Genomic DNA, 14323 nt, shown 5'->3' with positions numbered 1-14323 from the left:
CCTCTGGGGGGAGATAAACCCCTGAAACACCCCCATCCGGACGACCGGCACCCTCCGCCCCCCGGCGGAGGGACTACCCCTTCCCGTCCCGCGCCGTCACCGGCACCCGGGGAGCGGCGACGACCGCGGCTCCGGAGTGCCGACGACGGAACAGGGCGGGCAGGCTCGGCGCGGTGATGAAGCCCTCCGCGCGCGCACTGGCGATGCCGATCCGCGGAATCTCGCTGCTCTTCTCGAAGAGCAGGTAGCGCGGCTCCCAGATCGGCCGGTACTTGGCGTTGGCCCGGTACAGCGATTCGATCTGCCACCAGCGGGAGAAGAAGCCCAGCACCGAGCGCCAGAGCCGGAGCACCGGCCCCGCGCCGAGTTTCGAACCACGCTCGAAAACGGAGCGGAACATCGCGAAGTTCAGCGACACCCGGGCCAGTCCGACCTCCTCCGCCCGCTGGAGGAGTTCGATCACCATGAACTCCATCAGCCCGTTCTCGGTGTCCCGGGCCCGGCGCATGAGGTCCAGCGAGAGCCCGTCCGCGCCCCACGGCACGAAGCTGAGCAGCGCCTTCAGCTCGCCGTCCCCGTCGTGGCACTCCAGCATCACGCAGCGCCCGTCGCCCGGGTCGCCGAGCCGGCCCAGCGCCATCGAGAAACCGCGCTCGGTCGCCCCGTCGCGCCACTGGTCGGCCTTGGCCACCAGCTCGGCCATCTCCGCCTCCGGGATGGCCTCGTGCCGGCGGATCCGCACGGTGTACCCGGCCCGCTTGACCCGGTTGTACGCCTGGCGGACCACCCGCATCGCCCGGCCGTCCAGCGAGAACTCGTCCAGCTCGACGATCGCCTCGTCGCCCAGCTCCAGCGCGTCCAGCCCGTGCCGGGCGTAGATCACCCCGGCCTCCTCGGAGGCGCCCATCACGGCCGGCGCCCAGGCGTGCTCGCGGGCCTCGGACAGCCAGGCGTCGATCGCGCCCGGCCAGGCCTCCGGGTCCCCGATCGGGTCGCCCGAGGCCAGCGAGACACCGCCGACCACCCGGTAGGTCACCGCCGCCTTGCCGCTGGGGGAGAAGACCACGGCCTTGTCCCGGCGCAGCGCGAAGTAGCCGAGCGAGTCCCGCTCGCCCTGCTTGTCGAGCAGCCCGCGCAGCCTCTCCTCGTCCTCGGCGGTCAGCAGCTCCTTGTCCTTCGGGCTGCGGAACGCCACGTAGAGCACCAGCAGGAAGAGCACCGCGCCCATCGCGTTGATGACGGCGTTCACCCAGGTCGGCGCGTCGATCACCGAGCGCAGGTGCTGGGACGGCGTGATGGTGATCATCCGGCCGACCGAGTAGCGGAAGTAGTCCCAGAACCGGGCGCCGGTGAGGTCGTTGGTCAGCCAGACCAGCAGCGAGCCGAGCAGGCCGCCGAGGGCCAGGCCGCCGACGAAGGTGGCGGCCGCGGTCTTCGGGTTGGAGCTGTCGCCCTTGGAGGTGAACTCCTTCCGCCCGACCAGCAGTGCCAGCACGAACAGGCAGGTCAGCACGGTGGAGACGTAGTTCAGCACGTGGTGGTTGAACCGCTCGCCGGGCAGCACCATGGCGATCAGGTAGAGCACCGCGAAGAGCCCGGCCAGCGCCGTGTTGAAGATCCACGCGGCCCGCTTGCGTCGCCGCATCGCGATCGCCAGGAACACCGACAGCACCGCGCTGCTCAGGCCGGCGGTCAGCAGGTACGGGGTGAAGTACTCGCCCTCGTTGTGCTCGGTCACCTGGTTCCGGAACGGCGCCAGCAACACCGTCACCAGGTTCAGCAGGGCCAGCAGCCGCAGGTACCAGACGGTGGCCGCGGCGGCCCGCGGCCGCCAGCGCTCGCTCAGCGCGGCGGATCCGGGCTCGGCGGACGGCTCCGGCTTCACAGTGGACGACACAGCTCAATTCCAAACGATCAGGTGGTGGGGCGCATCCGCACACGGCCCGGCGCCGGGCGCCCGCACAGGCCCGGCGGACTGGGCAGCGGCCCGACACCGCGGCCGAAGAACCGCAAAGGGGCAGCCAACACCATGGTTCCCCACCCAGGGTGAGAATTGCGTGAACCAGGTAGCCGATTCCGACCCCCGCCGAACGGCGGGGGTCCCGGCCGTACGCGTTTCGGCACCCCGGGCCGTCACGCCCTAGTCTCGAAACAGCTCAGCGAGACTGCATCGAGCGGACCGGCCCGCCCGGCCGCCCGAACCGAGGAGGGACCATCACCACCACCCGCGTGCTGATCGTGGACGACGAGATCCTGGTCCGCTCCGGCCTCGGCCTCATCGTCGGTTCCGCCCCCGACCTGGACGTGGTCGGCGACTGCTCCGGCGGCCAGGCCGAGCAGTGCGTCCAGCGCCTGCGCCCGCACGTGGTGCTGCTCGACATCCGGATGCCCGACCTGGACGGAATCTCCGTGCTGCGCCGGCTGCGCGCCCTTCCCGACCCGCCGGCGGTGGCGATGCTCACCACCTTCGACACCGACGAGTACATCGGCACCGCGCTGCGCGCCGGCGCGTCCGGCTTCCTGCTCAAGGACACCGCCCCGGAGCAGCTGGTGCACGCCGTCCGGGTGCTCGCGGCCGGCGGCAACATCCTCTCCCCGACCGTCACCCGCACCGTGATCGGCGGTTACGTGGACGGCGGCGGACCGGACGCCGAGGCCGCCACACTGGCCCGCACCCTCACCGGCCGCGAACTCGACGTGCTGGCGCTGCTCGGGGAGGGCCTGTCCAACGCCGAGATCGCCGACCGCCTCTTCCTCGGCACCGGCACCGTCAAGGACCACATCAGCGCGATCCTCGGCAAGCTCGGCGCCGCCAACCGGGTGCAGGCCGCCGTCATCGCCCACCGGGCCGGTCTGGTCCGGCCGAAGCCCGGCGACGGGGCATGACGACCGAACCGCTCCCCGCCAGACGGTGGCCGGCCTGGCTCACCGCACCGTGGCTGATGCTGCTCCTGCCGGCCCTCTACTCCCTGGTGGACGCCGCGCTGGTGGCCCGGGACGCACCCTGGTGGCAGGTGCTGCTCTCCGTGCTCGCCGCCGTCGTCCTGCTCTGGCGCCGACGCTTCCCGGTCACCGTGCTGCTGCTGACCATGCCCGGCAGCTACTTCGACGACATCTGGCTCGCGCCGATAACCGCCGTCTACACCGTGGCCGCCGAGCGCCCCGCCCCGCGCGTGGTGGTGCCCTGCGCGACCCTCTTCGCCCTGGTCGAGTTCTTCCACTGGCCGCTCTCCGAGCAGAACTTCACGCTCGGCCGGGAGACCGCGCTGTACGCCATCCAGTCCGTGATGCTGGCGGCCGGCCCGGCCGCCACCGGACTGCTCTCCCGGACCAGGCGGGAGCTGGCGGCCCGGCTGGACGAACTGACCCGCGGCCAGGAGCGGGAGAGCCGGCTGCTCGCCGAGCGGGTGCTGGTCAGCGAGCGCGGCCGGCTCGCCCGGGAGATGCACGACGTGGTCTCGCACCAGGTCAGCCTGATCAGCATCCAGGCCGGTGCGCTCCAGGTCAGCACCACCGACCCGGCCGCCGTGGCCACCGCCCGGACGATCCGGGAGCTCTCCGTGCGCACCCTCGACGAGCTGCGGCAGATGGTCGGGGTGCTGCGGGCCGCCTCCCCGCGCCCGGACGCCCCGCTGGCCCCGCAGCCCCGGCTGGCCGACCTGCCCCGGCTGATCGAGGAGAGCGGCCTGGCCGCCGAGGCCGAACTGTCCCCCGGTGACCGGCCGTGGCCGGAGGCGGTCGAGCGGGCCGCCTACCGCACCGTCCAGGAGGCGCTCACCAACATCACCAAGTACGCCCCGGAAGCCGCCGTGCACGTGAAGGTCCGGTCCCGGGGCCGCCGGCTGCGGGTCGAGGTCCGCAACGACGCCCCGCCGGGCCTGCCCGCCGAGATCCTGCCGGGCGGCGGCCACGGCCTGGTCGGCCTGCGCGAGCGCGCCCAGCTGCTCGGCGGCACCCTGACCGCCGGGCCGACCGCCGACGGCGGCTTCGAGGTCCGCGCGGACCTCCCCGCCAGCCGGGGCTGAGGCCCCCGGCGAAGACCGCCGGCTCCGGAGCCCCCGGGGCCGGCGCACGGGCCCGGGTTCCCCGGGTTCCCGAGTCCCGCCGAGTCCCGCCGGAGAACGAGAAAGCCCCGCAGATCCGAAGATCTGCGGGGCTTCGCTGTGCGCGAGGGGGGAGTTGAACCCCCACGCCCTTTCGGGCACTGGAACCTGAATCCAGCGCGTCTGCCTATTCCGCCACCCGCGCATGGGTGTTTGTCGTGGTTGCCAGCCGATCAGCCGACCCGCTCGGTACCATGTGGCCTTCGCGGTTCTTCGATCCGGCTCCCTTGCGGGCGCCCCTTCCGACGTGGAAAACAGTAGCACGACCTGCGGGTCACCTCCGAATCCGTTTCCGGGGGAGGCCGAGCGCATCCGAACGGATGCCCGGCGAACAGGCGAGCGAGGGATGGCGGCCCCTTCCGGCGGGTAGCCCTGGCATGTTGTCGCCGGGATGCGTCACCCTGTGTGTCCGAGCCCACCCCCGGTCACCACACGGTCGGGGAACCGTACGGATGGCCCCGGCGTGGATACGATCAGTACGGAAGTACCGCAAGTAGGCGCGACCGGGCTCTTCCCGGAATCCGGTCGGCAGGCAGGCGAACGAACCCTGGAAGGGGGTGCCCCATGGGAGTGCTGAAGAAGTTCGAGCAGCGACTTGAGGGTCTCGTCAACGGCACCTTCGCCAAGGTGTTCAAGTCCGAGGTCCAGCCCGTGGAGATCGCCGGTGCGCTGCAGCGCGAGTGCGACAACAACGCGAGCATCTGGAACCGCGACCGCACCGTCGTGCCCAACGACTTCATCGTCGAGCTGAGCCCGCACGACTTCGAGCGCCTGAGCCCCTACTCCGGCCAGCTGGGCAGCGAGCTCGCCGGCATGGTCCGCGAGTACGCGGAGGCCCAGCGGTACACCTTCATGGGCACGCTCCAGGTGAACCTGGAGAAGGCCGACGACCTGGACACCGGCCTGTACCGGGTGCGCAGCCGCACCCTGGCCGCCGAGGAGCCGCAGCAGCAGGCCCCGGCGCAGCCGACCCAGGGCGGCGGCTACGGCCGCCCGCCGGCCGCCCCGGCCCCCGGCGCGCCGTGGCAGCAGCAGGGCGCCGCCCCCTACGCCGCGCCCCCGCCCCCGGCCGCACCCCCCGCCATGCCCCCGGGCCCGCCCGCCCCCGCCGGCGGCAACGTCCGCCCGTTCCCGGGCGCCGGCCACGGCACCTCGGTCCGCCGCTGGATCGAGGTGAACGGCACCCGTCACCAGATCACCGGGAACGCCTGCGTGCTCGGCCGCTCCACCGAGGCCGACGTGCGGATCGACGACCCCGGGGTCTCCCGCAAGCACGCCGAGATCCGGCCCGGAACGCCTTCGATGGTGCTCGACCTGGGGTCCACGAACGGCATCGTGGTGGACGGACAGCACACCCAGCGCGCTACGCTCCGCGACGGCTCTCGAATCGTCGTGGGCTCCACCACCATCGTCTACCGACAGGTCGAAGGGTAGTGTCCGATTTGTTCGCGCGCTTCGCTCACACAGGGGCGGGCCGGCCATGTCAGAACTGACCCTCACGGTCATGCGGCTGGGCTTCCTCGCCGTGCTGTGGCTGTTCGTCATCGTCGCGGTCCAGGTGATCCGCAGTGACCTGTTCGGGACCAGGGTGAACCCCCGGTCCTCCCGCCGCGGCGGTGCCGCCACGGCGGCCGCTGCGCCGACCCCCGCACCCGGGCGCGCCCCGCAGGGCCCGTCCGGTGCCCCCGCGGCGCAGCAGACCCAGGGCGGCGGGCGCCGCCGTGGCGCCCCGACCCAGCTGGTCGTGGTGGCGGGATCGCTGGCCGGAACCACCGTCGCGCTGCAGGGCCAGACCATCACTCTGGGCCGCGCGCACGACTCCACCATCGTGCTGGACGACGACTACGCGTCCTCCCGGCATGCCAGGATCTATCCGGATCAGACTGGGCAGTGGACGGTCGAGGATCTAGGCTCCACCAACGGCACCTATCTGGACCGGCAGCGCCTCACGGCGCCGACGCCGCTCCAGCCTGGCATGCCGATCCGTATCGGCAGGACCGTCATCGAACTGCGGAAGTAGTAGCGCATGAGGGACAGCATCCCGTCCATGACCCAGAGGGGGGCTCAGGTCGCATGACCCTGGTGCTGCGCTTCGCCGCCGGCTCCCACAAGGGGCTGATCCGGGAGGGGAACGAGGATTCCGGCTATGCCGGGCCGCGGCTGCTGGCCGTGGCCGACGGCATGGGCGGCGCCGCGGCCGGCGAGGTCGCTTCCTCCGAGGTGCTCGGCTCGATCGTCCGCCTGGACGAGGACGTGCCCGGCGCCGACCTGCTGACCCTGCTCGGCGACGCCGTCCAGGGCGCCAACGACCGCCTCCGGCAGATGGTCGAGGAGGACCCGCAGCTGGAGGGCATGGGCTGCACCCTCACCGCGATGCTCTGGACCGGGCAGCGGATGGGCCTGGTGCACGTCGGCGACTCCCGCGCGTACCTGCTGCGGGACGGTTCGCTGGTGCAGATCACCCAGGACCACACCTGGGTGCAGCGGCTGGTCGACGAGGGGCGGATCACGCCCGAGGAGGCCGAGACGCACCCGCAGCGCTCGCTGCTGATGCGCGCGCTGGACGGCCGCGGCCAGGTCGAGCCCGACCTGTCGATCCGCGAGGTCCGGGCCGGCGACCGCTACCTGATCTGCTCCGACGGCCTCTCCGGCCCGGTGAGCCACCAGACCCTCCAGGACACCCTCGGGAGCTTCTACTCCCCCGAGCAGACCGTGCAGGAGCTGATCCAGCTCGCGCTGCGCGGCGGTGGCCCGGACAACATCACCTGCATCGTGGCGGACGTCATCGACGTCGGCGTCACGGACACCCTGAGCGGCCAGTTCAACGACGTCCCCGTGGTGGTCGGCGCGGTCGCCGAGACCCCGCCGTCCTCGGCCGCCACCGACCGGTCGATCCGCGACACCCCGGCGGGCCGGGCGGCCGGCCTCGGGCGCTCCCCGCAGGGTGCCTTCGGCCCCGCCGAGGGCTACGACGGCTACGGTGCGGCCCCGGCCGGCTTCGGCCCGGCCGAGGGCTACGGCGCGGGCGAGCCCCCGGTGTACGGCACCGAGGAGTTCGACGACGAGGAGCGGCCGAAGCGCAAGGGCAAGGCGCTCAAGCTCTCGATGGTCGCCCTGGTCACCCTGGGCCTGCTCGGCGGCGCCGGGTTCTTCGGCTACCAGTGGACCCAGGACCAGTACTACGTCGGTGTGGACGGCGACCACGTCGCGGTCTACCAGGGCCTCAACCAGAGCCTGGCCGGCCTCAGCCTGTCCTCGGTGCACACGTCGTACAAGGACGTCGAACTCAAGTACCTGCCGCAGGACCAGCGCACCCACGTCACCAACACCATCTCGGCCAGCAGCTTCGGCGACGCCGACGACAAGGCGAAGAAGCTCGGCGAACAGGCCGCGTTCTGCCACAAGGTCGCCGACATCCGGGCCGGCGCGGCCAACCAGGCCCCCGGCACCCCGACCACCGGGCAGCCGGGCGCCACGCCCGCCGCGGCGGTGGCGCACGTCGGGTTCGTGACGGCCAGCACGCCCAGCCCCTCCGCCACCGTCCGGGGACCGGCGGCCGCGCCCAGCGCGACCTCCACCCCCACCCCGACACCGACCCCGAGCGCGGCTGCCCCCAGCCAGAGCGCCGCCGCTCCGGCCACCGGGCCGCAGAGCGACCTGCCCGGTCTCAGCGACGAGGAGCGGCAGAGGGCCGACTCCTGCCCGAAGCCGTGACGGCCGCGACCCGACATAGGCCCGCCCGGAGCGGGCCTGCCGGCCGTCAGGGAGCGGCCACCAAGTGAGCAAGCGAAGCGAGCGAATCAACGATGGGCGCGTGCGGTCACAGACCCCTGCCGAGCGGATCGGGGTGGGCGCATGAGCACCTCCGACGTGAGCAGCGGCTCGGACAACCGGTCCGGTGACCGCCGGGCCGGGAACGTTCCGGCCGACCGCGCGTCCTCCCGGCGCCGGGGCAACACCACCATCTCCCCCCAGGGCACGCCCAACCGGCGCAACACCGAGCTGGCGATGCTGGCCTTCGCGGTGGTGCTGCCGGTCCTGGCGTACGCCAACGTGGGCCTGGCGATGGACGACTCGCTGCCCGCCGGCATGCTCGGCTACGGCCTCGGCATGGGCGCGCTGGCACTGATCGCCCACCTGCTGATGCGCCGCTTCGCGCCGTACGCGGACCCGCTGATGCTGCCCATCGCCACCCTGCTCAACGGGCTCGGCGTGGTGATGATCTGGCGGCTCGACAAGGCCGGGAAGCTGCTGCACAACAACTACCCCGCGGCCGCCAACCAGCTGATGTGGTCGGGCCTCGGGGTGGCGTTCTTCATCTTCGTGATGATCTTCCTGAAGGACCACCGGGTCCTCCAGCGCTACACCTACATCTCGATGGCGGCTGCCCTGGTGCTGCTCGCGGCGCCGGCCTTCTTCCCGGCCCGCAAGGAGGACTTCGGCGCCAAGATCTGGATCCGGATGGGCGCCTTCTCCATCCAGCCCGGCGAGTTCGCCAAGATCATCCTGACCGTCTTCTTCGCCGGCTACCTGATGGTGAAGCGCGACGCCCTGGCCCTGGCCAGCCGCCGCTTCATGGGCCTCTACCTGCCGCGCGGCCGCGACCTCGGGCCGATCATCGTGATCTGGCTGCTCAGCCTGCTGATCCTGATTTTCGAGAACGACCTCGGCTCGTCCTTCCTGTACTTCGGCCTCTTCGTGGTGATGCTCTACGTCGCCACCGAGCGGACCAGCTGGATCATCTTCGGCCTGCTGATGTCCGTCGGCGGCGCCACCCTGGTCGCCTCCACGGCCAGCCACGTGAAGACCCGCATCGACGCCTGGCTCGACCCGATGGCCGCCTTCTCGCCCAAACCGCCACCGGGCTCGACCGAGCAGATCGGCCAGTCGCTGATGGCGCTGGGCTCCGGCGGGGTGACCGGCTCCGGCCTCGGCCAGGGCCGCTCCTGGCTGATCGACTTCGCCGCCAAGAGCGACTTCATCCTCGGCTCCTTCGGCGAGGAGCTGGGGCTCACCGGCCTGATGGCGATCTTCATGCTCTACGGCCTGCTGGTCCAGCGCGGCCTGCGCACCGCGGTCGCCGCCCGCGACCCGTTCGGGAAGCTGTTCGCCGTCGGCCTCTCCTCGGCCATGGCGCTCCAGGTCTTCGTGGTGGCGGGCGGTGTCACCGGCCTGATCCCGCTGACCGGTATGACCATGCCGTTCCTCGCCCAGGGCGGGTCCTCGGTGGTCGCCAACTGGGCCCTCGTCGCGATCCTGCTGAAGATCAGCGACAGCGCCCGCCGACCCGGGGTGGAACCCGCCCCGACGCCCGAGCTCCAGGGGGGACCCGTCTCGTGAACAAGCCGATCCGCCGGGTCTCGATCTTCTGCCTCGTCCTGATCCTGGCCCTCATGGTGCGCACCAACTGGGTGCAGGGCGTCCAGGCCGACGCCTGGGCCACCAACAAGAACAACAAGCGCCAGGTCTACGACCGGTACGCCCACCCGCGTGGCAACATCATCGTCGGCGGGCAGCCGATCACCCAGTCCGACTTCGTCAACGGCCTGCGCTACAAGTACAAGCGCTCCTGGGTCGACGGCCCGATGTACGCGCCGGTGACCGGGTACTCCTCGCAGTCCTTCGGCTCCAGCCAGCTGGAGCAGCTTTCGGACGGCATCCTCTCCGGCACCGACGACCGGCTGTTCTTCCGCAACACCCTGGACATGCTGACCGGGGAGCAGAAGAAGGGCGGCGACGTCGTCACGACGATCAACGCCAAGGCCCAGAAGGCGGCCTTCGACGGCCTCGGCAACAAGAAGGGCGCGGTGGTCGCCCTCGACCCGCGCACCGGGGCGATCCTGGCGCTGGTCTCGACCCCGTCCTACGACCCCGGGGTCTTCGCCGGCAGCGAGTCGGCCGACTCCAAGGCCTGGACGGACCTCAACGCCGACCCGAACAAGCCGATGCTCAACCGCGCGCTGCGCGAGACGTACCCGCCCGGCTCGACGTTCAAGCTGGTCACCGCGGCGGCGGCGTTCGAGAACGGCGTGTTCCAGAACGTCGACGACCAGACGCAGACCCCGAAGTCGTACCTCCTGCCTGGCACCAAGACCGAGCTGAAGAACGAGAGCGACAACGAGCCCTGCGAGAACGCCACGGTCAAGGTCGCCATGGACTGGTCGTGCAACACCGTGTACGGCAAGATCGGCGCCGAGCTCGGCAAGGAGAAGATGCGGGCGCAGGCCGAGAAGTTCGGCTTCAACAGCACGGTGGACACCCCGGTCCGCTCCGAGAAGAGCGTCTTCCCGACCAACTCCACCCCGGACGGGGTCGCGCTGGACTCGATCGGCCAGCACGACACCCGGGCCACCCCGCTGCAGATGGCCATGGTCTCCGCCGCCATCGCCAACAACGGCTCGCTGATGCAGCCGTACCTGGTCGACCAGGAGCGCTCGGCCTCGCTGACCACCATTTCTAAGCACACCGAGAAGCAGTTCTCGCAGCCGATCAGCCCGGCGACCGCGCAGAAGCTCCAGGACATGATGGTCTCGGTCGTGGAGAACGGCACCGGCAAGAACGCCCGGATCCCGGGCCTGACCGTCGGCGGCAAGACCGGAACCGCGCAGCACGGCGAGGACAACTCCGGACTGCCGTTCGCCTGGTTCACCTCGTACGCCAAGACCGCCGACGGCCAGTCCGTCGCGGTGGCGGTCGTGGTCGAGGACGGCTCCAACAACCGTGACGGCATCAGCGGCGGCCGGCTGGCCGCACCGGTCGCCAAGGCGGTGATGCAGGCCGCACTCGGCAAGTAGGGAGCGGCCGCGACTGAGTGGAATGTCACGATCGGCACCCCCGTCCGGATACCGGTCTGGTATCGGCCGACGGCCGACTCCGGTCCGGCGCGGTCCGGGCGGTAGCGTATCCGCAAGCAGCGGGTGTGCCCGTTGCCGCCCGCGAGGCGTCACAGGGTCCTGATCGCAGAACCACCCGGGGCCGGGCCGGCGTCACTCGGAGCGTGCGGGGACACCTACGTCACAACCTCACCGGCGGGTGAGGGAGAGGGTCGGAACTATGGAAGAGCCTCGCCGCCTAGGCGGCAGGTACGAGCTCGGCGGCGTCCTCGGACGCGGCGGCATGGCCGAGGTGTACCTCGCCCATGACACCCGGCTCGGCCGTTCCGTCGCAGTGAAGACGCTCCGGGCCGACATGGCCCGCGATCCGTCCTTCCAGGCCCGCTTCCGTCGTGAGGCACAGTCGGCGGCGTCGCTGAACCACCCCGCGATCGTCGCCGTGTACGACACCGGCGAGGACTACATCGACGGAATCTCCATCCCGTACATCGTGATGGAGTACGTCGAGGGGTCGACCCTGCGCGAGCTGCTGCACTCCGGCCGCCGGCTGCTGCCGGAGCGCGCGCTGGAGATGACCATCGGCATCCTCCAGGCCCTGGAGTACTCGCACCGGGCCGGCATCGTGCACCGCGACATCAAGCCCGCCAACGTCATGCTGACCCGGCAGGGCAACGTCAAGGTCATGGACTTCGGCATCGCGCGGGCGATGGGCGACGCCGGCATGACCATGACGCAGACATCCGCCGTCATCGGCACCGCCCAGTACCTCTCCCCCGAGCAGGCCAAGGGCGAGCAGGTCGACGCCCGCTCGGACCTCTACTCCACCGGCTGCCTGCTGTACGAGCTGCTGACCGTGCGCCCGCCGTTCGTCGGCGACTCGCCGGTCGCGGTGGCGTACCAGCACGTCCGGGAGGAGGCGCAGCCGCCGTCCGCCTTCGACCCCGAGGTCCGCCCCGAGATCGACGCGATCGTGCTGAAGGCGCTCGCCAAGGACCGCGACTACCGGTACCAGAGCGCCGACGAGATGCGCGACGACATCGAGCGCTTCCTCGACGGCCTGCCGGTGGCCGCCGCCCAGCAGGCCGCCGCGTACGGCATGGGCGCCGGGGCCGGGTACGGCTACGACCAGAACGGCTACCCGCAGCAGCACGACCCGTACGGCCAGACCAACGTGCTGCCGCAGCAGCAGCCCGGCGGCCCCACCACGGTGCTGCCGCAGGCCGGCGGCCAGCCCGGCTACGGCCAGCAGCCCGGCTACCCGGACGACGGCTACGGCCAGACCTACGCCGGCGGGCAGGGCGGCGGCAACGACGGCTACGACGACGGCTACGGCCGCGGCGGCCGGCGCGGCGAGGAGCCGCCGAAGAAGAGCAACACCTCCTGGATCGTTCTGGCGGTCGCCGCCGTGCTGGTCCTGGTCGGCACCTTCTTCGTCGCCCAGGCGATGTTCAGCGACAAGAAGGACGAGAAGAAGGACGCGCCCAAGGTCACGGCGCCGAACCTGGTCGGCAAGAGCCTGGCGGACGCCAAGACCGCGGCCCAGCAGGCCGGTCCCAAGCTGGTGGTGACCGAGGGCGAGAAGATCGCCTGCCCGGACGCCGCCGTCAAGAAGGACCAGGTCTGCACCCAGACCCCGACGGCCGGCAACCAGGTCGCCGAGAGCGCCGTGATCACGGTGCAGCTCTCCTCCGGCCCGGCCAAGGCGAACGTGCCGAACGTGGTCGGCAAGACCAAGGACCAGGCCACCAAGGCGCTCGCCGACGCCGGCTTCACCAACGTCACCACCGAGTACAAGGACGACGACACCGCTCCGCAGGAGACGGTCACCGCCCAGGACCCGGCGGCCAGCGCGCCCGGTGACCCGACCGCTCCGGTCAAGCTCACCGTGTCGCAGGGCAAGACCAAGGTCACCGTGCCCAACGTGGTCGGCCAGCAGAAGGAGGCCGCGCAGGCCACGCTGGAGAGCGCCGGCTTCCAGGTCGACGCCTCGAAGACCGCGACGACCAACGACCCGACCAAGGTCAACACCGTCCTCTCGCAGTCGGTCCCGGCCAACAGCAAGGCCCCGGCCAACGCGAAGATCGTCCTGACCGTCCTCAAGGCGCCGGACAAGGCCACCGTTCCGCCGCTGCAGAACCAGAAGCTCCAGGACGCGATCGAGAAGCTGGGGAAGGCCGGCCTCGGCTACAGCGTCGTCGGCCCGCAGGACCCGAACTCGGTGGTTCTGGGCACCAACCCGCCGGCGGGCACCCAGCTGGACCCGAACACGCAGGTGATCCTGATGACCAAGCCGGCGGAGCCTGCCAAAGGGGACACCCCCACCCCATCCACCACCCTCCCCAAAGGGGGAAACAACTAAGCCCTGGTTCCCCTGGCTCTGAGGCAACGCCCGAGGGCCCGTCGCAGCGATTGCGACGGGCCCTCGGGCGTTCCCACAGGTGCTCGGGAGAGCGGCGCGGCTCCGGCGGGTGCTCAAGTGGCGCGGCTCCGGCGGGCGCTCAGGAGTGGCGCAGCTCCGGCGGGGGTGTCCGCTTGGCGTCCATCTCGTCGACCCGCACCAGGCTGCCCCAGACGGCCATCCGGTAGCGCGAGGTGTAGACCGGCGTGCAGGTCGTCAGCGTGATGTACCGGCCCGGGCCCTGGTAGCCCGAGCCCTTGGGGACGGGCGCCACGATGCCGGTGTCGTACTTGGACGTCTCCGGCAGGGTGTTGTCGACCTTGTAGACGTACCACTTGTCCTTGGTCTCGACCACGATCGCGTCGCCCTTGTGGACGGCGTCCAGGTCGTGGAACTTCGCCCCGTGGCCGTCCCGGTGCGCGGCCAGGGCGAAGTTGCCGGTCTCGTCCCACGGCATCGCCGCGCGGTACGGCTGCTCGTACACCCCGGCGACGCCTTCGGCCAGGGTGTCGGTGTCGGTGCCCATCCGGATCAGCACCTGGTAGTCCCGGCCCATCGCCGGGACGTGCAGGAACCCGACGCCCTCACCCGCGGCGTAGGCCGGGCCCGGCGTTCCCGTGGCGCCGGGGGACGCCGTCGCCCCCGGGGAGGCCGGGACAGGAGCGGCGGGAGTGGTGGGAGCGGCGGTGGGGCCGGCCGCCCAGGAGCTGCGCAGCCGGTCGGCGGCCCGGTCCGCGGAGGCGTCGGCCTGCACGTTGGTCCACCAGAGCGAGTACGCGACGAACAGGCCCAGCACCAGGCCGAGGGTGATCAGCAGCTCGCCGAAGACCCCCAGCGCGGCCAGCGCGCGGCCGCGGGCCCGGCCGCGGGGCGGGGGAGGCGGTGGCGGGAAGGCCTCTTCGGCCACCGGTTGCGCCGTCGCGTCCTGGGTCACTGTGCTCCCCCTCGTCCCTGTCCACCGGTGCGGCGGCCGTCCGCCGCCGCACCGC

General features: G+C 71.6%; 10 protein-coding genes and 1 tRNA gene. 8 read left to right on the top strand and 3 right to left on the bottom strand.

Translation table 11 applies throughout. From position 1 onward, the window contains the following. Positions 1–73: 73 nt before the first annotated feature. The gene (locus ACFC1F_RS02500; protein WP_376155091.1) at positions 74–1897 is read right to left on the bottom strand and encodes a phosphatidylglycerol lysyltransferase domain-containing protein; all 1824 of its coding nucleotides are present in this window, start codon (positions 1895–1897) and stop codon (positions 74–76) included. 338 nt (positions 1898–2235) lie between these two features. Between ACFC1F_RS02500 and ACFC1F_RS02495 the strand changes: the two genes are divergently transcribed. Both ACFC1F_RS02495 and ACFC1F_RS02490 read left to right on the top strand, forming a co-directional pair. Then, entirely contained in the window at positions 2236–2886 is a 651-nt protein-coding gene (locus ACFC1F_RS02495) for a response regulator transcription factor (RefSeq protein WP_307853376.1), read from the top strand. Beyond that, on the top strand, positions 2883–4025 hold the full coding sequence (locus ACFC1F_RS02490; protein ID WP_245205695.1) for a sensor histidine kinase: 1143 nt from the start codon (positions 2883–2885) through the stop codon (positions 4023–4025). Before ACFC1F_RS02495 ends, ACFC1F_RS02490 begins: the two co-directional genes overlap by 4 nt. 139 nt (positions 4026–4164) lie before the next feature. Here ACFC1F_RS02490 and ACFC1F_RS02485 read toward each other — a convergent pair. Continuing rightward, positions 4165–4248, bottom strand: a tRNA-Leu gene (locus tag ACFC1F_RS02485). A gap of 419 nt (positions 4249–4667) precedes the next feature. Between ACFC1F_RS02485 and ACFC1F_RS02480 the strand changes: the two genes are divergently transcribed. From ACFC1F_RS02480 to pknB, 6 genes are all read left to right on the top strand, one after another. Then, positions 4668–5537: a DUF3662 and FHA domain-containing protein gene (locus ACFC1F_RS02480; RefSeq protein WP_148643804.1), complete on the top strand. Its 870-nt coding sequence runs from the start codon at positions 4668–4670 to the stop codon at positions 5535–5537. Positions 5538–5583: 46 nt separating this feature from the next. Further along, complete coding sequence (locus tag ACFC1F_RS02475) at positions 5584–6123, top strand: FHA domain-containing protein (protein WP_209415496.1); 540 nt, start codon at positions 5584–5586, stop codon at positions 6121–6123. A gap of 53 nt (positions 6124–6176) precedes the next feature. Further along, positions 6177–7817 (top strand): PP2C family protein-serine/threonine phosphatase, encoded by a 1641-nt coding sequence (locus ACFC1F_RS02470; protein ID WP_376155088.1) that lies wholly within the window; start codon positions 6177–6179, stop codon positions 7815–7817. 141 nt (positions 7818–7958) lie between these two features. Then, complete coding sequence (locus ACFC1F_RS02465) at positions 7959–9443, top strand: FtsW/RodA/SpoVE family cell cycle protein (protein WP_148643807.1); 1485 nt, start codon at positions 7959–7961, stop codon at positions 9441–9443. Further along, the gene (locus tag ACFC1F_RS02460) at positions 9440–10897 is read left to right on the top strand and encodes a penicillin-binding protein 2 (RefSeq protein ID WP_209415494.1); all 1458 of its coding nucleotides are present in this window, start codon (positions 9440–9442) and stop codon (positions 10895–10897) included. The genes ACFC1F_RS02465 and ACFC1F_RS02460 overlap by 4 nt, the downstream gene beginning before the upstream one ends. 259 nt (positions 10898–11156) lie before the next feature. Then, on the top strand, positions 11157–13295 hold the full coding sequence (gene pknB / locus ACFC1F_RS02455) for a Stk1 family PASTA domain-containing Ser/Thr kinase (RefSeq protein WP_376155085.1): 2139 nt from the start codon (positions 11157–11159) through the stop codon (positions 13293–13295). 139 nt (positions 13296–13434) lie between these two features. Here the strand turns inward: pknB and ACFC1F_RS02450 are convergent, their stop codons facing one another. Further along, positions 13435–14268, bottom strand: a complete 834-nt coding sequence (locus ACFC1F_RS02450; protein WP_376155083.1) for a class E sortase — start codon at positions 14266–14268, stop codon at positions 13435–13437. Positions 14269–14323: the final 55 nt, after the last annotated feature.

This window comes from Kitasatospora sp. NPDC056181 (assembly GCF_042266225.1).
Classification (GTDB): Bacteria; Actinomycetota; Actinomycetes; order Streptomycetales; family Streptomycetaceae; genus Kitasatospora.
Note: the sequence above shows the minus strand (reverse complement) of the source record. Positions and strands in the feature narration are given on the sequence as shown.